This is a genomic window from Pseudarthrobacter ribosi (genome assembly GCF_055412865.1).
In genome coordinates this window covers 42,859-59,704 of record NZ_JBVAYZ010000027.1, presented here as the reverse complement: position 1 = coordinate 59,704, position 16,846 = coordinate 42,859, and the positions used below count along the sequence as shown (strand labels likewise).

Genomic DNA, 16,846 nt, shown 5'->3' with positions numbered 1-16,846 from the left:
TCCTCGGTGACCACCAGGACAGCGTCGTTACCCGCGAGCTTCTTCGCAGACTCGGAGCCGAGGCATTCGTCCTGGGCGAGAACGGGTTCAGCTACGGGCGGCTACACGCCCTGGAACAATCCGCCGCGCTCGAGGCAGAGGCCCGCTTCCACCGCGAATGGAAGAAATTCCCCACCATTTCGCTGAAGGCCTGACACGTCCGACTTGCGCAGGCACGACTGCTTCCCCACTCCGTACCAGGCAGGGAAGCGCCATAGGCTACCGGCCCGCGCGAATACTGATAGCCGGGACTACGTCAAGCTGAATCGACGGAAGGTCCACTGTCACAATGCCGCGGATACAAAGCAGGCACACCGCAGCAGCTCCCTGGTTACCCCCGGAAGGCCGGGCTCAAAGATCTTCAATCGGTCTGTCACCTGCAGCATTACCAGCCCCCATTGGCCCCCTCCGGCTAACCTGTCTCACACAGCAGATGAGCAAGTTCTTCAACCCCAGGTCGCTGGTGGCCTTGAGGCTCATGGGAGCCATCCATTGCACGACGCATTCCCGCCGCGCCGCGATAAACTGGATCGATCATGATCGGTGCCCCGCTCCGTGTTCTGGCCTGGTTCGTCATCCTAGCGATCCTCCTCTCGGCTTGCACGCCAACGATCAGACTCGATGAGGCCACCACCGATCCACCGATCCAGACCTCCTCGGCCCCGCCAGCCGCACGCGATGACGTCCCCGCTCCTCACCGGACGCCGTCCCCCACCCCGACATCGGTTCCCACGCCGGCGCCGATGCCCCAGGCGTTCGCCCTCAACCTCTACCAGGAGGGGGACTTCGTGCCGCAGTACACCTTTGAGTGGTGTGTGGCGGCGAGCATCCAGATCATGCACAACCTCATCGACTACACGGGGGCCGGCACGTGGGCCGATCGGGTTCAGCAGGGCGAACTGTGGGAGATGGCCCGGGCACGGTCGTCCAACTCGTTCAACGGTGCCAACCCCTTGGGGTGGGCGAAGGTGTTGACCGAGGTCGGGATGGGGCAGTACGCCGTCGTCAGCATCGCCGACTACGAGGAAGCGCTGCAAACAGCGGCGCGCGCCATCGCCGACACGGACCGGCCGGTCGGGCTGGTCATGTGGCGCGGTCGCCACGTATGGGTGATGAGCGGCTTCGAGTCACTCGGCGATCCCGACCAGTTCCCGGAGTTCTCGGTCACTGGCATCCGCGCCCAAGATCCGCTCTACCCGTACGGCAGCAAGCTGTGGGGACCGTCCCCCGTGCCCAACACTCTGCTCACCCCCAAGCAGCTGGCGACGCAGTTCGTGGTCCGCGAGCCGCGACGCTGGAGCAGCGATCTGCCGACCGGCTACCTGCTGGTGCTGCCGATCGCCGAGGCCTGATCCACCCCTGACAGCCTCCCCTGATGCCGACGCGTGCAGGTTCCAAGGACGTAGCGGGCGCTCTTGAAATCTGAAGAGCTCTGGACGTAGATGGTCGCAGACAAACAGCCGAGGAGGCCACCGTGACGGTCACTTTCAACCACACCATCGTCTACGCAACGGACAAACGCCATTCGGCGGAGTTCCTAGCCAACGTGCTCGGACTGCCGAAACCCCAAGCCATGTGGTCTTTCATGACCGTGCCCCTCGACCACGGAGTGGCCCTAGATTTCGCCACGGCGGACCGGCCCATCTCCCCGCAGCACTACGCCTTCCTGGTCAGCGAGGAGGACTTCGACGGAATCTTCGCAAGGATTCAGGCCCAGGGCATCCCCTACTGGGCAGACCCGGGACGGTCCCGCCCGCAGCAGATCAACCACAACGACGGCGGACGTGGCGTCTACTTCGCGGATCCTGACGGGCATTTCCTCGAGGCGATCACGCGTCCGTACGGATCGGGTGCTGCATGAAGCCCTGGCTGAGCACTCCAGACGTCCCACAGGGTGTGGACAGTGTCCACAGGGCTGGATGCCCTTAGCAACCCCCTGAACAGGGATAACACGTGCCCGAGGTGGGACTCGAACCGGGTTCAGCCCTTGAAAATCCGCCACTTCACCTAAAGGCTCCGCAGTCCGGCCCATTCCGGCCTCGCTACGGGCGACTTCGAAGCCCCAGGTGTGCACATTGTGCACACTCGTCTGCCCGCCTCTTAACCTCGCCGGTAGGCCCGGACTTCGTCACATATCCTCGATGTCACTCCGTCAGCGGCCACAAACCATATTCGACGCGCGGCTTAGACTGCACCCATGTCAGAAACTGAACGAACCATCACAGACCCGGTCTTCGAGGCTGCCTACGAGGGCGCACAAAAGAGCCTCCGAGAGGGCGGCATCCCGATCGGTGCTGCCTTGGCCCGCGGCGGGGTCGTCATTGCCAGCGGCCACAACGAACGTGTCCAGCATGGCGATCCCATCGCCCACGGCGAGATGTCTGCGCTGCGGGCTGCCGGACGCCAGAAGAGCTACCGGGACACAACCCTCTACACCACCCTGGCGCCGTGTGCGATGTGTACGGGGACCATCATCCAATTCAAGATTCCGCGCGTAGTGGTGGGCGAGGCCGAGACGTTCGCCGGCGAATTCGAACTTCTCCGCTCACGCGGCGTCGAAGTGGTGGTGTTGAATGATGCCCGATGCGTCGAGATGATGCGCACATTCCAGGACGAACACCCTGAACTATGGGCGGAGGACATTGCCGAGTAGTTCACGCACGAAGAGCATCGGTGAGACAGATCTGAACTACGGACGGCCCCTGACCAATGGTCAGCGAGAGTATCTTATGGTCGATCGTCCTCGGGCGATGCCCTTTGTCGGCCTACCGGGCTGTGCGACGAGTGAAGGTCAGATGGAGAACTCCGAATGGAGAAGGTGTCGCTTCGATGTCAAAGCGTTGTTCGAGTCCTTCGAGTCCATCCCAGAGCCGTTCGCCCCGGCCCAGAACAATCGGCACGAGGACGATGTGCATGTGGTCGATCAGATCGGCCTCGAGGAACTGTCGGACCGTGCTGACGCCGCCACCGATCCGGACGTCTAGGTCACCGGCCAGGGCCCGGGCCTGCTCGAGCGCGGAGACGGGGTCGGCGTCAACGAAATGGAAGGTTGTTCCGCCTTCCATTTCGAGTACCGGCCGAGGATGGTGTGTCAGAACAACGACAGGGGTGTGGAAGACCGGGTTATCGCCCCACCATCCCTTCCATTCCTCGTCCTCCCATGGACCGCGCTGAGGGCCGAACTTGTTGCGCCCCATAATCTCCACGCCGATCCCGGGCCCCCACGTGCTGGCGAACGCCTCGTCGACGCCGAAGGATCCCTCCGACTCCCCGTGGATGCCCATCTCGCGGAAGGTGCGCGTCTCGAAAGCCCACTCCACCAGCCGTGAGCCTGCGTGACCGAACGGAGCCTCGAGTTGCTGGCCCTCGCCGGTGCCGAAGCCGTCGAGGGAAACCGAGAAGTTGTGCACGCGGACGAGGGACATGTCATCTCCTGAAGTGCTTGTCGTTCGCAATCACTTTATGGTGATCGAACCCAACGACTCAATACCCACGATAGGAGAATAGAGCCGCGATGGACCCCGGAACCGCGTAGCGGATGCCCCATCAATGCGGCGCTCGAGGTCCTCGGCGCCGCCTGGGCGCTGCTTGTTCTGCGCGACGTGATCTTCGGCAACCGGCGCCACCTCAGGGAATTGCTGGCCAAGTCAGAGGAAGGCATCGCCTCCCGCATCCTCGCCAGCCGCTTGAAGCACCGCGTTGATCCACCGGGCCCCCTGGCATTCACCGCCATGGACCTTCAGCCAGTGGACTCATCCGGCGGTTCCCGTCTTCGCGGCGTATGTGGTGGCTTGGGCCCGCACCTGCCGAATGTAGGGATCGGACTGGTTGTAGGAGTAGATGGCGTCTGTCCATCCTCGGGCGGTTGAGAGATCACGACCGTGAGCGCACAGATAGGTCGCCGCGCTGAGGGCGGCGTCATCGATATTGAACGGGTCCGCAGCCCCGTCCCCGTTCCCGTCCCGCCCTACAAGCTGCCAGGTGGAGGGAATGAACTGCATGGGTCCGACGGCGTGGTCCCAGCGGGCGTCGCCGTCCAGGAGACCCGCGTCCGTGTCGGCGATGGCGGCGAATCCGTTGCCATCGAGACTCGGGCCCACAAGTGCGCCGCTCGCCTGCCCTGCGGTGTTGAGGCTGCCGCCGCCGTAAGTTCCGTGCGCTGATTCGACGGAGCCGACAGCAGCCACGGTGTTCCAGCCGATCCCGCACATCGGAGCGGAATCGTTGGCCGTGGCCGCAGCAGCAACGTAGGCCCGGAGCGCGCGGGCAGGGATCCCGGTCTGCGCGGCAGCCCGGATGAGCCACTGGGCATCCGGGCTCGGGGTTACGTTCACGGCGGTGGTGATGCCGGCGGACAAAATTTCAAGTTCCGCCCCCGCTCGCGGAGGTGCCGAAAAGGCACTGCGGGCGTCTGCGCCGGGCTGCCGGCTCACCCAGAACGAGAACGCGGTGATGACGCACACCGCGAACAGGCTGAAAACCATAAGGCGTTTTAGACGGCGCACGGACCAATCAAACCATCCCCAACTCCCTGACCGGTTGACGAAACGGTTCTCAACGGATCCAGGAGGCCGTCGGGTCGGTTTCGCGGCTGCTTTGGCCGGCGACGCGGACCTGACACTCAACGCTCCATAAACACCACGGCATCCCACCGTTCCGTCATGTCGTCCTCGACCACGCAGGCCATGAACGGAGGTGAAATACGAGCCAGAAAAGCGCGCAGCACCCCACGGCACATCGGCTCCCAAGTCCAGCGTCATGTAGTAGACGCAGCAGGCACCCATGATGGAAGCAGAGATCGCTGCCAAGATGTCCAGTAAATACCTCAGTACAAGCAAAACCCCCACGCTCGCGGCTCATGCGTGAAGGTCTTGCTACCTTAGGCGAACGGACAGTCAGCTGAAGGTTTGGTCGAAGCGTTGGGGGCGCGGGTTGCCGGGGAGAGTGGGTTGGTCAAAGCGCTGTCCCAGCGGGTTGCTTGGAAGGATGGTCAGGATGAGTACTGCGATAGAACCCGGGCCGGGGATGAGTCCGAGAAGGATGAACCAGCCGGCCATATTGAGGTCGTGCAGCCGGCGGATGCCGAGTGCAATATTGGGCAGGATTGTCGCGACGCAGTAAATGACCAAGGCCTGGATGACGAGGTCGGATCCGAGGGTCGTCCCTTCACTCACTCTGCCGTACCGGTTCGTGCCTGCGGTCCCTTGGAAGACGGCGACGAGGATTCCACCAACGATGTAAACGAGCGTGTGGAAGAGCCCGACCCACCAGTACTCGCTCCGGCTGGCGCGCCCGGCAAAGACGACATACTTCTTGAAGAATCGTGAAATGGCTTGACCCGGACTGGCACCGCGAAGAGGCGTGTATGCGTCCTGCGACTCAAAGTGGGTGGGTGGATAGATGTGAGGATGCGTTGGAGCCCCCGAATCAACGTTCATGCTCAAAACTTTATAGGTAATCGTTGACAGCCTCGATGGGCACACCTGCCCATCGAGGCGAGCATTAGGTCTGCTGAGCAGTCCGTCAAGGATCAGATTCCTGACGTGCTGGGACGCAGCACCTTAGGCACTACGCACGTCCTTGGACTTGACCGTGGGCCCGGATCCCGGATCGGCCGCCAACAAAAAGGGCCCAAAGGGGCCCCATCCCCGTCCTCCGTTGGCCTGTCAAAGAATATGTGGGCCGGCCACGTGGTCACCCATCCATTCCCAGAAGTGATCCGAAGTACCACTGGCCCCTTTCCGGGGTGCGAACATCACACGTTTGTGTATGAGGAGATTTATTCAATGAAGAAGACACTTCGTCTTATGGCGGTCCCCACTCTGGCTTTGGCCGCCCTGGCCGTTTCCGGATCCCCTGCCATGGCCCATGACGGATCAGACCACTATCAGTCCACTTTGGGCCAGGTCAACGGCAGCGCCGGTTCGGGCACCATCACCGTTGATGTCACGGGCAACCAGGCCCACGTTGTCCTGAACGTTTCGGGCATGCCCGCGACCTTCATGGACGCGCCCTACCCGCATGTCCAGCACATCCACGGCGGAGCCCAGGGCACCTGCCCGGCACCCTCGGCTGATAAGGACGGCGACCAGGTCATCTCCACCACCGAAGGTGCACCGTCCTACGGCGCAATCGTCACCACCTTGTCCACCAGCGGCGACACCAGCCCCGCAGCGGGTCTGGACCTCAAGGTCGGGGGCCAGGGCGCGGCCTACACCGTTGACCGGACGTTCGAAGTGAATGCCGAGACCAAGGCCGCCCTGGAGGCCGGCACCGCTGTGGTCGTAGTCCACGGCCTTGACCCCGCCACCCTCAGCGCGGCAGGGCAGGCCGCCAAGAGCGACCTTGCCCCGACCCTTCCGCTCGCCGCCACCTCCCCCGCCCTCTGCGGGACCCTGCAGGCGGGCCAGATGACCATGCCGGTCGGCGGCGCTGACACCGGCGTCACCCAGGAACCCGGCACCGACACCGGCGCCCTCGCCGTCGGCGGCGGTCTCGCCCTGATCGCCCTCGCTGGCGGAGCCTACGTCGTCCGCCGCCGCACCGCCAGTGCAGCGGCCTAAGCCCCGGCTGACCGGATCACTACTGTGAGAACCAAGAATCCCGGCCGCCACGGGGGTCTCAGTGCCGCCATGGCGGCCGGGGTTCTGCTCCTGCTGACCCTGGCCGGCTGCGGCGCAGGAAATAGCGGAACGCCCGACGCCGGCTCCCCACCTTCAGCTTCCGCCGCGGCCTCCCCCTCCGCACCCGGTTCCGCCGTACCGGCACCTCCCCCATCGATTCCGGCTGCCGCGCCCGCTGTGGCAGAGCCCGCGGTGCTGAACCGATCCGAGCCGGTGACCCTGGAAATCCCGGCCATCGGCGTGCGAACCGACCTCCTGAAACTCGGACTCCGGGAGAACGGCTCCCTGGATGTACCTCCCACCGGCAGCGGCGCTCCCGCCAGCTGGTACAACGGCTCCCCCACCCCCGGGGAACGCGGCCCGTCCGTGATGCTGGGCCACGTCAACGCGCTCGGCGGCGCCACCGGAGTTTTCGCCGACCTCCGCAAACTCACTCCTGGCACCGAAATCAACGTCTCCCGGGCCGACGGCACCACGGCGGTGTTCACCGTTGACCGCGGCGCCCAGTACAGCAAGAACGAGTTCCCCACCCTCGAGGTCTACGGCAACACCCCCGGAGGTGAGCTCCGGCTCATCACGTGCGACGGTTACGACCCCGCCACCGGCCTCTTCGATGACAACTACGTCATCTACGCCAAACTCAAAGTTTGAACCACGGAAGCCCGCTCCTACCGGAAGCGGCAAATGTCGCGAATGGACTAGACATGAAACACCCAAAGCACACCCTGGCTGCCCTGGCCGCCACGGCTCTGCTGCTCTCCGGCTGCGCAGCAGCCGCCGGGTCCGTCGGGCCGGGCAACTCCGCAGTCGTTCCCCCGTCATCCTCCGCCGCCGAATCAGGGCACGCCGGCGGGCACAGCCACGGCGCCTCCTCATCCCCGGGCGCGGCCCAGGCTCAAGGTCCCAGCGACGCTGCCCTGATGGTGTGCGGGGACCAGCCGATGGACCGGCTCACATCCATCCTGGATCTGGACTCGAAACCGCACACAGTCAATAACTGGGCCGACAGCACCTTTACCTGCACGTACCACCTCACCGAGGGTGCCGTGGAGATCTCCGTACGGGAAGCGAAGGATCAGGCGTCGGCACTTACGTACTTCGACGCGATGCAGGCCCTGGCGAAGGACGCCAAACCCATCGAAGGCCTCGCCAACCTCGGGTTCCCGGCCTACGAAACTGCTGACGGCTCAGCCGTGTTCCAGAAGGACAGCTTCGTCCTTCAGGTCGACGCCACCGACCTGCCATCGACTCTGGGACCGGAGAACATCAGCCGGAATGCCCTGGCCTACCAGCTTTCCACCACCATCCTGGCCTGCTGGATCAACCACCCGTGACACCCACCCCTGCTCACCAACAGGCGGAAGTTGGGGACGGGGAGTGTCAGTTTGCGGTGGATCTAACGTTGACATTTAGTTGATTCCTCCGTCGAAGCTGATGGCGAAGGCATTCAGAGCCGGCGTCCACCGTGTGGCCCGTGGTGCTTGCCTTTGCCCGTCGGGTCCAGTGCCCGGGTCGCCAGATACAAACATTTCAGCGCCGCCTGCTCGGTGGGAAATCCGGTCAGGAGCTGCATGGTCCATGACGGGGCGGCTGGCGGAAGGACGGGCAGGTCCGTCGCCGTCACGGTGATCGTTCCGTCCGTCCTGGTGAACTCAAGTGTCGGCACGGGGCCGGGGATGTCGATCCATGCCAGCCCCAGGTCAGCTGCTCGCGGGCCGTCAGAGCGTGCTTTTCCATCAACGCGTCATAGCGGTCGTTGCGGGTGGCGTGCGGTGTGACCGGCAGCGGGGATGTGGCGAGGGCGGCGATCTTCGCGCCCGCATTTCGGGCCAGTGAGTCGGCATAGGCCCGACCCGCAAGTATCTCGGCCGCGAGTCCGCTCAGGCTGTCATGCGGGTGAGTGATGATTTCGAGTTGTTCCTGCTGCAGCTCGGCAGCCAGCATCTGGAGAGGCGCCGGGTGGTTCACCGTCTGCTGCCCGGGCTCGTGCTGGCGCAGCATCTCCCCGGCCAGGGGCAGGGGGGCCGCTATCGGGATCCACGATCAGGAATTTCTTCCTCAACACCAAAAGTACGCACGTGCAAAGTGTGACCGACATAGGGGACAGGGACGACCACGAGTCAGTGTCCGCGCACAGGGGCGACGACAGGTCTCACGATGGGTCCTCCTGCACCGGCACAAGCGGAAGGAATCCAGGTGCACTAACCTCGGCGCGGCACCAGAAAACCCCAACCACGCAAGCGCACAGTAAGAGCATGAAATCACTACTAAGCGATGAAGTCGTCGCCGTACGTGGCGTCCTCACCGATACACACCCGGTCGACTTCCATGTTCTTGGGGTAGCCGGCGCAATTGACCGATTGACACTGCCCCTCCGCGAACGCGGAACCCTGGTGCACCTGGATGCACCACACCACGGCATGGAAGTAGACCGGCAATCCGCAACTCTTCTATACCGGGCGGCGCAGGAACTTCTCAGCAATGTCTACAAATTCGCTCAGGCATCAGCTGTGACGGTCCGGCTCGGCTGCGTCACCCAAGGCATGAGCCACGGCATTCAGCTCAAGGTGACCGACGACGGCGGAGGTTTCGACGTGCCGGCAGCCATGATTGGTCGGCACTCCGGCATGGGGCTGCGCCTCATGCGAATGGTCGTAGGCCTTGCTGGCGGAGAGATGAACATTGATTCGTCCGCCGCCGCAGGAACCTGTGTGTTGGTAACACTGCCCTTGGACTAGCACCGGCCGCACCGCCCGGCATGGCGCACTCGACCATCGCCGGGAACGACGCCCACAGCCCCGGGATGGCCACTCGCCTCTTCATGCCGTTCCAACGACCGGCCAACTTATGCCGTTCGAGTCGAACGCACGCGAACGAGGATGAACACCCATAATGGACCCCGCAGGGCGGTACCCGGTCTGCCGTAGAGAGCCGCTCCCCCACTCAACCGAATAGCTCTATCCGGGACCCCACACACCCGGAGAATCAGATCAGAGGCGAGAGTGTGGACGCTGTCCACACGAAGAAACACCAAAAAGCCCCTGACCTGCTGAAATACGTGCCGAGGTGGGACTCGGACAAGGTTCCAGGCCTTGAATATCCGCCACTCCCCCAAAAACATCCGCAGTCCGGCAGCCGTACGACCCAGTCCGACGGCCAAAGTGTGGACACTGTCCACACTCCCACCAAAGGCCTACCCCAAGCAGCCGAAGCTTGACCGAGCCACGGACGCGGATGGGCATGTGGACCAGATACTCCTTGCGCTCTGGATTCTCGTTCAAGACCAGTCTCACGGCAAGGGCGCCCATTTCCTTGTATGGGAAAGCAACGGTGGTCAATGTGGGATCGAGGTACACGGCGATGTCGTCGTCGTCGAATGAGACTATGGAGATGTCATCCGGAATGTGCAGGCCGGCTCCACTCAGGGCCCGGTACGCGCCTAGGCAATACGGTCGTTCAGGCAAATAAGCGCCCTTGGTCGGACGCCGGAGGCTAGTAGGTCATGCACTGCTCGATAGCCTGTCTGAAGCGACCACGGTTCGCATGGAATTTCTGCGATCGGTTCAACGTCGTGCTCATCCAAAGATGCTGAATTCCCTGCAGGGGACGGCGTATTGCCCCTGTCAACGATTCATCTTCGACTCGTGACACGGCTGCGCCGATATTTACTTGACAATGTTTCTGAGTGCACTCATAATTGAGTAGACTCATTTGTAGTCCCCCGCAGGTCATAGAGGGAGCAGCACGCCATGAGGGCATTCGTCGTCACCAAGTACAAGGAGCCGCTGCGCGAAGCGGACGTCGCTGAGCCGACCGTCGGCGACCGCGATGTGCTGGTCCAGGTCCAGGCAGCCGGCCTCAACCAATTGGACGAAAAGATCCGTCTCGGTGAGTTCAAGCAGATCCTCCCGTACAAGCTCCAGCTGATCCTCGGCAACGATGTCGCCGGCACAGTCATCCGTGTCGGGGCGAAAGTGCGCGGATTCAAGCCCGGTGACGAGGTCTACGCCCGCCCCGACAAAGACCGAATCGGCACGTTCGCCGAGCGCATCGCCATCACCGAGGCCGACCTGGCACTGAAACCTGCATCGATCAGCATGGAGGAGGCCGGCTCTTTACCGCTGGTTGCACTCACGGCGTGGCAGGCCCTCGTTGAGCAAGGCAACGTACGGCCGGGGCAGAAAGTTCTCATTCACGCCGGGGCCGGCGGGGTCGGGTCGATCGCGATCCAGCTCGCCAAGCACCTCGGCGCCACCGTCGCGACCACCGCAAGTGCCTCCAACGCCGACTTCGTGCGCGACCTCGGCGCGGACACAGTGATCGACTACCGTACGCAGGACTTCGAGCAGTTCCTCGCCGGGTACGATCTGGTGCTCGACAGCCTCGGCGGGGAGAACCTCGTGAAGTCACTGCGCATCCTGAAGCCCGGCGGGAAGGCGATCGGAATCGCCGGTCCGCCGGACCCGGCGTTCGCGCACAAAGCCGATCTGAACCCTGTGCTGCGCCTGGCCATCGCGGGGCTCAGCAGCAGGATCCGGCGGCAGGCGAAGAAGCTGGGCGTCAGCTATGAGTTCCTCTTCATGCGTGCCAGCGGCGACCAGTTGCGCCAGATCACCGCCCTGGTTGACGACGGCGTGCTGCGCCCGGTCGTGGGGCGGGTCTTCGACTTCGCCCAGACCCCACAGGCGCTCGAGTCGCTGGCCAAGGGCGGCCTCCGCGGCAAAGCCGTCGTCACCCTTCCCTCCTGATTCGCCGGCAGACGTTCACCTCACAGACCACTCAGGAGGACTACCAGCATGAGCAGCTTTGACACCCCGAACGGCCCTGTTGTCACTTCGTACGCGAAGGCGGCCACACGCACCATCACCGCTGGTGGCGTCACCTACGCCTACCGTGAGCTGGGGCCCAAGGCCGGCATCCCCGTCGTGTTCTTCGTGCACCTTGCCGCGACCCTGGACAACTGGGACCCGCGCATCATCGACCCCATCGCGAAGAACCGCCACGTCATCACCTTCAACCAGCGCGGTGTCGGAGCCTCCACCGGGCAGGTTCCAGACACCATCGAAGCGATGGCCGACGACGCCTATACCTTCATCAAGTCCCTCGGGTTCGACAGGATCGACATCTTCTCCTTCTCAATGGGCGGAATGATCGCCCAGGACCTGCTCCTCAAACATCCCGACCTCGTCCGCAAGGTCGTGCTGGCCGGAACCGGGCCGCGGGGCGGCGAGGACATGGACAAGGTCGTCAGCACCACCTACTGGGACATTCTCCGCGCGACCCTGACGCGCGCGGACCCGAAGGAGTTCCTGTTCTTTAACCGCAACGCGACCGGCAAGCCGGCCGCGAAGGCGTTCATCAAGCGCCTGCAGGAGCGCACGCTCGACCGCGACAAACCGATCAACACCAAAGCCTTCCAGACGCAGCTGAAGGCAATCCGGAAGTTCGGCCGCTCCGCGCCGTCGGACCTGTCGAAGCTCACTCACCCCACCCTTATCGCCAACGGCGACAACGACCGCATGGTGCCGTCGATCCTGTCCGAGGACCTACACCGGCGCATCAAGGGATCCGAGCTGATTATCTACCCCGACTCGGGCCACGGCGGCATCTTCCAGTTCCACGACCGGTTCTCCCCCGTCTCCGTAGAATTCCTCGCCCACTGACCAGCCCTGGCTGGTGAATACCCCGGCGTGTAAGGCCAACCCCGCATCCACCGATATTCAGACACTCCCCACCCGTTCCGTCGTCACTTGGGCATCGTGGGCCTTTGGCAGGGGTCGTGCCACCGCGCTCACTTTTGGTGAACGCGGTGGCGCCGGTTGTTCGCTTATGCGTTCGTGTCCACCAACTGCGAGTAGACCGCTTCCAGGGGTGCGCTGAGTCCGGCCTTGAGCTGGACAGACGTGTCGTCGGCGAGGACCTCGTACTCCCCCGCCTCCATGGCCTCGAACACGGTGCGCACCAGCACGGTCGGGTCGAGCTTCGGGTCGGTGGCGTGCGCGGCCATCGCGGTGTCGACGTATGCGACGTGGACGCCGACGACGTGCACGCCGGCGGGGGCGAGTTCGAGGCGGAGGGAATTAGTCGCGGACCAGAGGGCGGCTTTGGTGGCGCTGTAGATGCCGGCGACGGCGTACCAGCTCAGGGCCGAGTGGATGTCGATGATCGTCGCTTCGTCCTTCGCCGACAGGACCGGAGCGAACGCGCGGGCGACGAAGAGAGGCCCGAGGAAGTTCGTCTCTACGTTCCTTCGGATCTCCTCGTCCGTGTGGGTGAGGATCCCGGCACTGGGAACCGACGCGCCGGCGTTGTTGATCAACACGGTCACATCCGGTGCCGCCTCGACCGCTGCCTGGATGGAGGCGGAGTCGGTGACGTCCACGGCGAGCGGAACGATGCGTTCGTCGTTCCAAGTGCGGGGGGTGCGGGCGGAGGCATAAACCTTTGCAGCTCCCCGGGCGAGGGCTTCGTGCACGAACTGCGTGCCGATTCCGCCGTTGGCTCCGGTGACGAGGACGACTGCTCCGTTGAGTGAGGGCATTAGAGTTTCTTCTTTCTGATCAGTACGGGGTATGTAAGGTCGGTGGTGGACGGCCCGCGGCAGACGATTAGGCGTGTGCCAGGGTGGGGTAGTCGGTGTACCCGGCCGCGCCGCCGCCGTACAGGGTTGCCGGGTCCAGCTCGTTCAGCGGCGCACCGGTGCGCAGGCGCTGAACAACGTCGGGGTTTGCTAGGGCGAACCGGCCGAGCGGCGCGATGTCCGCGAGCCCGGCGTCGATGTCGTCGGCGATCTGCTCGCGGTCGCGCCCATACCGGACGACGAGGATGGCAGCAGGCCACGTGTCGCGGAAGGACCGAAGCAGTTCGTCGTCACCGAGGTGGTGTACGTGCAGGTACGCAAGTTTCAGGGCGGCGAGTTCGCCGACCAGGTGGCGGTACTGTGTCCGGACGTCCGTGGGGTCCCCTTCGTTGATTCCGCCCAGCGGGAACGCCGGTGAAATGCGGATGCCGGTCCGATCTGCCCCGATCTCCTCGGCCACCGCGCGGGCGACCGCGACGACGAACCGGGACCGATTCTCCACCGATCCGCCGTACTCGTCCGTGCGGTGGTTCGAGTTCGGCGAGAGGAACTGGTGCAGCAGGTACCCGTTCGCACCGTGGATCTCGACGCCGTCCGCTCCCGCTGCAATAGCGGAGGCTGCGGCGTGGCGGAACCCTGCGATGGTGGCCTGGATGTCTTCGGCAGTCAGCTCACGCGGCACCGGCGTCTTCTGCGGGCCCGTCGGGGTGAATATGTCCTGATCAGCCGAGATCGCCGACGGGCCCACAGGCCGACGGCGGTGCGGGGTGTTATTCGGGTGCGACATACGGCCGACGTGCATCAGTTGGATGAACAGCGCTCCGCCGCCTGCATGCACCGTGTCGGCGATCTTTCGCCATCCCTCGATGTGTTCGGGAGTGTAGATGCCGGGGGTGTTCAGGTAGCCCTGGCCGTCCTCGGACGGCTGGGTGCCCTCGGTGATGATCAGCCCGAGCGTGGCGCGCTGGCCGTAGTACTCCGCGGCCAGTTCCCCGGGGGTACCGTCAGGGTTCGCACGGCTCCGGGTTAGCGGGGCCAAAGCAAGCCGGTGGGAAGCGCCACCCCACCGAGAGTGAATGGTTGCCAGAGCATGGATGGCGTGGTCATGAGTGCATAGTCCTTTGCATTGATGGGTAATCGGCCATCACCACCCGGGCGTACCGTTGTAGCCCGCCACCGGCGTGGGAGAATTAGCGAAGAGTTCAACCCGTTCCAGTAATGACGAGACTCATAACTGAGTGCAGTCAGAATATATCCCCGGAGGATCCATCATGTCTCTCGCCTCCCAGCCGGTCGGACGGCGTGAGCGGAACAAGCAACAAAAGCTGGACCGTATCACCGCGGCAGCCAGCGAGCTGTTCGCCGAGCACGGCATCGAGGATGTCACGACCCAGCAGATCGCCGACAAGGCGGACATCGGCACCGGGACCCTGTTTCTCTACGCCAAGTCCAAAGGTGAACTCCTGCTGCTCGTGCAGAACGCACACTACGCCGAAGCACTCCAGCGGGGTCGGGCGGATGCCGAAACTATCGCGGATGTCCTCGATGCGGTGATGGCCATCGTCCAGCCGATCGTGGAATGCAACCGCACCCAGGTCGACAACGGACGCACTTACCTGCGGGAGATGGTCTTCGGCGATCCCGAGGAGCCTCGACACAGCGAAGCTCTGTCCATCGTCGCGCAGACCGAGGAGGCCACCGCTGCCGTCCTGGGCAGGCACGAGCTGGCCGGTGCGGGTGATGCCGCACCGATGGCCCGCATCGTCACCGCGATCATGTTCCTCAGCATGGCGGCGAGCGTGAACGCCGCCTTGAGCATCGACGATATTGTGCGGGACATCCGCGCCCAGGTCGGCGTGCTGCTGTCTCGCTGACGCAATCAAGTGCTCGCACTGAGGCCCTGTGTCCACCAGCCGCCTGTGGTCGTGGATCGGCAGGCGCCATTCGATAACAACCTCATGGCCGAGGTAGGAGCCAGAGACCGCGCCCAGCTGGTCGCCTACATGTCTCGCCTTCCTGATCCATCTACTGCGAATGCGGTAAATGGATCAGTCCATGCGGACGATTCGAGCCGACCCCATTGACTGGACGATAAGAGGGTAAGCACCGCCAGCCGCGGGACCCCCATCGTCTAGGGATGCACGTGTCACAGCCTCCCGACGGCCCGTTCCGTGCGAGCCGGTACGAGCGCCGTCCGCTCCGTCGCCATAATGGGCGCCTCCGCCGCCGGGCTTGGCACGGCAGAGGCCCTCCGCCGGAAAGGCTTCGAGGGCGGGATGCCCTGATGCGTCGACCACAACCGCAGCAGCAGTCAGGCCAGACCTGTCCGGTATGCATAGACGACCAGCTGCGCGCGGTCCCTAGACGATGTTTGCCGTACATGTCTCCGAGCCTGCCGAGTTTCCCTCCGATATGAAGGCCTTCAGAACCCAAATTGCGTTGGCCAGTAGCCTGGTCCGAGGGTCATATACACAACTCACGCTCCGACAAACAGCGCGATGAGCGGTTCAGCGCTTCGCCGTCACTTTGTCCATCTCGGTCTTGTCCACTTCTTCCGCCGGGAATACGACGGTGATGGCGAGAGGCAGCGAGTCTACTGAGGAAAATTTCGGGGGCTGAAACGGAGGAAACGCCGGGAATGATCGCCCCAGAAGTGATTGCGTAGCCGGCGGCGAGGACTTCCTGGCGCTTCCGATTAACGTCGGCGTCCGAGAAAGCCTCGGCCTTGAGCCTTGCGTCGGCCGTGACCTGGTCAATGCATGCCGAGTCCGTCTGAGCGGCTCGAAGCGCGTCGGCGTGCTTGAAGGGTTCCGCCAGTGCTTCATCTGCCTGTTCGACGCGCGACCGGGTTCGATACACCCCGCCATCGAGCGGGTGGTTAGGCTGGGTGGATGGCGACAGTTATTCTCGTGCGGCACGGCCGCACCACAGCCAATGCCACTGGACTGCTGGCCGGCCGGGCCGTCGGCGTCAGCCTGGACCAGATCGGGCGCGACCAGGCGGCTCTGACCGGAGACCGGCTGGGGGCCGTGCCCGTAGTCGGGGTGGTGTCGAGCCCTCTTGAGCGTTGTCAGCAGACCGCCCAGCTCATCCTCGATCGCCAGGCTGGCACGCCGTACGCGCCGGTCGAGCCCGATCTCACCGAGTGCGATTACGGCCAGTGGCAGGGCCGCACGCTCAGTGATCTCGCAACCGAGGATTTGTGGCCGGTTGTGCAGTCGCAACCGTCCGCCGTCGTCTTTCCCGGGGGTGAATCCATGGCCGCGATGCAGGCTCGGTCAGTGGCAGCGATTCGACGCCACGATGCAGCCTTCGAAGCGGAGTACGGGCCAGGGGCCGTGTGGGTGGCGGTGAGTCACGGTGACATCATCAAGTCAATCCTCGCCGACGCGCTCGGCATGCACCTTGACCTGTTTCAGCGGATTAACGTGGGCCCCGCCTCCGTATCGATCGTGCGCTACGGCGCCAGTCGGCCGAGCGTCTACGCGACCAACACCGACGCGGGTGATCTGTCGTGGCTGTCGAACGGCATCCACTCTGGCGATGCGCCGGTGGGCGGCGGTGCAGGGCAAAATAAGGCGCCACGAACCTCATGTGCCTAAAA

17 protein-coding genes and 3 pseudogenes are annotated in these 16,846 nt (G+C 64.0%); 12 read left to right on the top strand and 8 right to left on the bottom strand.

The annotated features are described in order from the left end of the window. The 4 genes and pseudogenes from ACZYZ5_RS19070 to ACZYZ5_RS19055 form a co-directional block, all read left to right on the top strand. Window positions 1-194, top strand: a pseudogene (locus ACZYZ5_RS19070) (adenylate cyclase); the annotation flags it as partial. 588 nt (window positions 195-782) lie between these two features. Then, window positions 783-1,391 (top strand): hypothetical protein, encoded by a 609-nt coding sequence (locus ACZYZ5_RS19065; RefSeq protein WP_463903845.1) that lies wholly within the window; start codon window positions 783-785, stop codon window positions 1,389-1,391. 122 nt (window positions 1,392-1,513) lie between these two features. After that, window positions 1,514-1,900 (top strand): VOC family protein, encoded by a 387-nt coding sequence (locus ACZYZ5_RS19060; protein ID WP_463903844.1) that lies wholly within the window; start codon window positions 1,514-1,516, stop codon window positions 1,898-1,900. Window positions 1,901-2,236: 336 nt separating this feature from the next. Continuing rightward, window positions 2,237-2,692 (top strand): nucleoside deaminase, encoded by a 456-nt coding sequence (locus ACZYZ5_RS19055; protein ID WP_463903843.1) that lies wholly within the window; start codon window positions 2,237-2,239, stop codon window positions 2,690-2,692. Window positions 2,693-2,804: 112 nt separating this feature from the next. On the opposite strand, the gene ACZYZ5_RS19050 is transcribed toward ACZYZ5_RS19055, so the two are convergent. From ACZYZ5_RS19050 to ACZYZ5_RS19040, 3 genes are all read right to left on the bottom strand, one after another. Beyond that, window positions 2,805-3,464 (bottom strand): dihydrofolate reductase family protein, encoded by a 660-nt coding sequence (locus ACZYZ5_RS19050; protein WP_463903842.1) that lies wholly within the window; start codon window positions 3,462-3,464, stop codon window positions 2,805-2,807. Between the two features lie 327 nt (window positions 3,465-3,791). Continuing rightward, entirely contained in the window at window positions 3,792-4,523 is a 732-nt protein-coding gene (locus tag ACZYZ5_RS19045; protein WP_463903841.1) for a lytic transglycosylase domain-containing protein, read from the bottom strand. A gap of 411 nt (window positions 4,524-4,934) precedes the next feature. Continuing rightward, on the bottom strand, window positions 4,935-5,477 hold the full coding sequence (locus ACZYZ5_RS19040) for a DUF805 domain-containing protein (protein ID WP_463903840.1): 543 nt from the start codon (window positions 5,475-5,477) through the stop codon (window positions 4,935-4,937). 348 nt (window positions 5,478-5,825) lie between these two features. On the opposite strand from ACZYZ5_RS19040, the gene ACZYZ5_RS19035 reads away from it, so the two are divergent. From ACZYZ5_RS19035 to ACZYZ5_RS19025, 3 genes are read left to right on the top strand one after another with little or no spacing between them, the layout of a single operon-like run. Continuing rightward, window positions 5,826-6,602: a hypothetical protein gene (locus ACZYZ5_RS19035; RefSeq protein ID WP_463903838.1), complete on the top strand. Its 777-nt coding sequence runs from the start codon at window positions 5,826-5,828 to the stop codon at window positions 6,600-6,602. A 24-nt stretch (window positions 6,603-6,626) separates the two neighbouring features. Further along, the gene (locus ACZYZ5_RS19030) at window positions 6,627-7,313 is read left to right on the top strand and encodes a class F sortase (protein ID WP_463903837.1); all 687 of its coding nucleotides are present in this window, start codon (window positions 6,627-6,629) and stop codon (window positions 7,311-7,313) included. A gap of 53 nt (window positions 7,314-7,366) precedes the next feature. Then, on the top strand, window positions 7,367-7,996 hold the full coding sequence (locus tag ACZYZ5_RS19025; protein ID WP_463903835.1) for a hypothetical protein: 630 nt from the start codon (window positions 7,367-7,369) through the stop codon (window positions 7,994-7,996). 75 nt (window positions 7,997-8,071) lie between these two features. Here ACZYZ5_RS19025 and ACZYZ5_RS19020 read toward each other — a convergent pair. Together ACZYZ5_RS19020 and ACZYZ5_RS19015 are read right to left on the bottom strand one after the other, a co-directional pair. After that, window positions 8,072-8,214 (bottom strand): annotated as a pseudogene (locus ACZYZ5_RS19020) (IS256 family transposase); the annotation flags it as partial. Window positions 8,215-8,282: 68 nt separating this feature from the next. Further along, window positions 8,283-8,663 (bottom strand): glutamate-cysteine ligase family protein, encoded by a 381-nt coding sequence (locus ACZYZ5_RS19015; protein WP_463903834.1) that lies wholly within the window; start codon window positions 8,661-8,663, stop codon window positions 8,283-8,285. A gap of 254 nt (window positions 8,664-8,917) precedes the next feature. Between ACZYZ5_RS19015 and ACZYZ5_RS19010 the strand changes: the two genes are divergently transcribed. Beyond that, window positions 8,918-9,400: a sensor histidine kinase gene (locus ACZYZ5_RS19010; protein ID WP_463903833.1), complete on the top strand. Its 483-nt coding sequence runs from the start codon at window positions 8,918-8,920 to the stop codon at window positions 9,398-9,400. A 252-nt stretch (window positions 9,401-9,652) separates the two neighbouring features. Here the strand turns inward: ACZYZ5_RS19010 and ACZYZ5_RS19005 are convergent. Then, window positions 9,653-10,132, bottom strand: a pseudogene (locus tag ACZYZ5_RS19005) (substrate-binding domain-containing protein); the annotation flags it as partial. 279 nt (window positions 10,133-10,411) lie between these two features. On the opposite strand from ACZYZ5_RS19005, the gene ACZYZ5_RS19000 reads away from it, so the two are divergent. After that, the gene (locus ACZYZ5_RS19000; protein ID WP_463903832.1) at window positions 10,412-11,410 is read left to right on the top strand and encodes an NADP-dependent oxidoreductase; all 999 of its coding nucleotides are present in this window, start codon (window positions 10,412-10,414) and stop codon (window positions 11,408-11,410) included. A gap of 48 nt (window positions 11,411-11,458) precedes the next feature. Continuing rightward, entirely contained in the window at window positions 11,459-12,325 is an 867-nt protein-coding gene (locus ACZYZ5_RS18995) for an alpha/beta fold hydrolase (RefSeq protein ID WP_463903831.1), read from the top strand. A gap of 164 nt (window positions 12,326-12,489) precedes the next feature. On the opposite strand, the gene ACZYZ5_RS18990 is transcribed toward ACZYZ5_RS18995, so the two are convergent. Both ACZYZ5_RS18990 and ACZYZ5_RS18985 read right to left on the bottom strand, forming a co-directional pair. After that, window positions 12,490-13,203 carry an SDR family oxidoreductase gene (locus ACZYZ5_RS18990; RefSeq protein ID WP_463903829.1) on the bottom strand — a complete coding sequence of 238 codons (714 nt, stop codon included), beginning with the start codon at window positions 13,201-13,203 and terminating at the stop codon, window positions 12,490-12,492. 67 nt (window positions 13,204-13,270) lie between these two features. Beyond that, the gene (locus tag ACZYZ5_RS18985) at window positions 13,271-14,281 is read right to left on the bottom strand and encodes an alkene reductase (RefSeq protein WP_463903828.1); all 1,011 of its coding nucleotides are present in this window, start codon (window positions 14,279-14,281) and stop codon (window positions 13,271-13,273) included. Between the two features lie 232 nt (window positions 14,282-14,513). Between ACZYZ5_RS18985 and ACZYZ5_RS18980 the strand changes: the two genes are divergently transcribed. Together ACZYZ5_RS18980 and ACZYZ5_RS18975 are read left to right on the top strand one after the other, a co-directional pair. Further along, window positions 14,514-15,116 carry a TetR/AcrR family transcriptional regulator gene (locus ACZYZ5_RS18980; protein WP_463903826.1) on the top strand — a complete coding sequence of 201 codons (603 nt, stop codon included), beginning with the start codon at window positions 14,514-14,516 and terminating at the stop codon, window positions 15,114-15,116. A 1,017-nt stretch (window positions 15,117-16,133) separates the two neighbouring features. After that, window positions 16,134-16,844, top strand: coding sequence for a histidine phosphatase family protein (locus tag ACZYZ5_RS18975; RefSeq protein ID WP_463903824.1), 711 nt, complete (start codon window positions 16,134-16,136; stop codon window positions 16,842-16,844). Window positions 16,845-16,846 lie beyond the last annotated feature (2 nt).

What these genes read in the sequence shown, in the direction of transcription:
- ACZYZ5_RS19065 (WP_463903845.1), top strand. Translation starts at nt 783, where the DNA reads ATGCCCCAGGCGTTCGCCCTCAACCTCTACCAGGAGGGGGACTTCGTG.
- ACZYZ5_RS19055 (WP_463903843.1), top strand. Translation starts at nt 2,237, where the DNA reads ATGTCAGAAACTGAACGAACCATCACAGACCCGGTCTTCGAGGCTGCC.
- ACZYZ5_RS19050 (WP_463903842.1), bottom strand. Translation starts at nt 3,464, where the DNA reads ATGTCCCTCGTCCGCGTGCACAACTTCTCGGTTTCCCTCGACGGCTTC.
- ACZYZ5_RS19045 (WP_463903841.1), bottom strand. Translation starts at nt 4,523, where the DNA reads ATGGTTTTCAGCCTGTTCGCGGTGTGCGTCATCACCGCGTTCTCGTTC.
- ACZYZ5_RS19040 (WP_463903840.1), bottom strand. Translation starts at nt 5,477, where the DNA reads ATGAACGTTGATTCGGGGGCTCCAACGCATCCTCACATCTATCCACCC.
- ACZYZ5_RS19035 (WP_463903838.1), top strand. Translation starts at nt 5,826, where the DNA reads ATGAAGAAGACACTTCGTCTTATGGCGGTCCCCACTCTGGCTTTGGCC.
- ACZYZ5_RS19025 (WP_463903835.1), top strand. Translation starts at nt 7,367, where the DNA reads ATGAAACACCCAAAGCACACCCTGGCTGCCCTGGCCGCCACGGCTCTG.
- ACZYZ5_RS19015 (WP_463903834.1), bottom strand. Translation starts at nt 8,663, where the DNA reads ATGCTGCGCCAGCACGAGCCCGGGCAGCAGACGGTGAACCACCCGGCG.
- ACZYZ5_RS19010 (WP_463903833.1), top strand. Translation starts at nt 8,918, where the DNA reads ATGAAATCACTACTAAGCGATGAAGTCGTCGCCGTACGTGGCGTCCTC.
- ACZYZ5_RS19000 (WP_463903832.1), top strand. Translation starts at nt 10,412, where the DNA reads ATGAGGGCATTCGTCGTCACCAAGTACAAGGAGCCGCTGCGCGAAGCG.
- ACZYZ5_RS18995 (WP_463903831.1), top strand. Translation starts at nt 11,459, where the DNA reads ATGAGCAGCTTTGACACCCCGAACGGCCCTGTTGTCACTTCGTACGCG.
- ACZYZ5_RS18990 (WP_463903829.1), bottom strand. Translation starts at nt 13,203, where the DNA reads ATGCCCTCACTCAACGGAGCAGTCGTCCTCGTCACCGGAGCCAACGGC.
- ACZYZ5_RS18980 (WP_463903826.1), top strand. Translation starts at nt 14,514, where the DNA reads ATGTCTCTCGCCTCCCAGCCGGTCGGACGGCGTGAGCGGAACAAGCAA.
- ACZYZ5_RS18975 (WP_463903824.1), top strand. Translation starts at nt 16,134, where the DNA reads ATGGCGACAGTTATTCTCGTGCGGCACGGCCGCACCACAGCCAATGCC.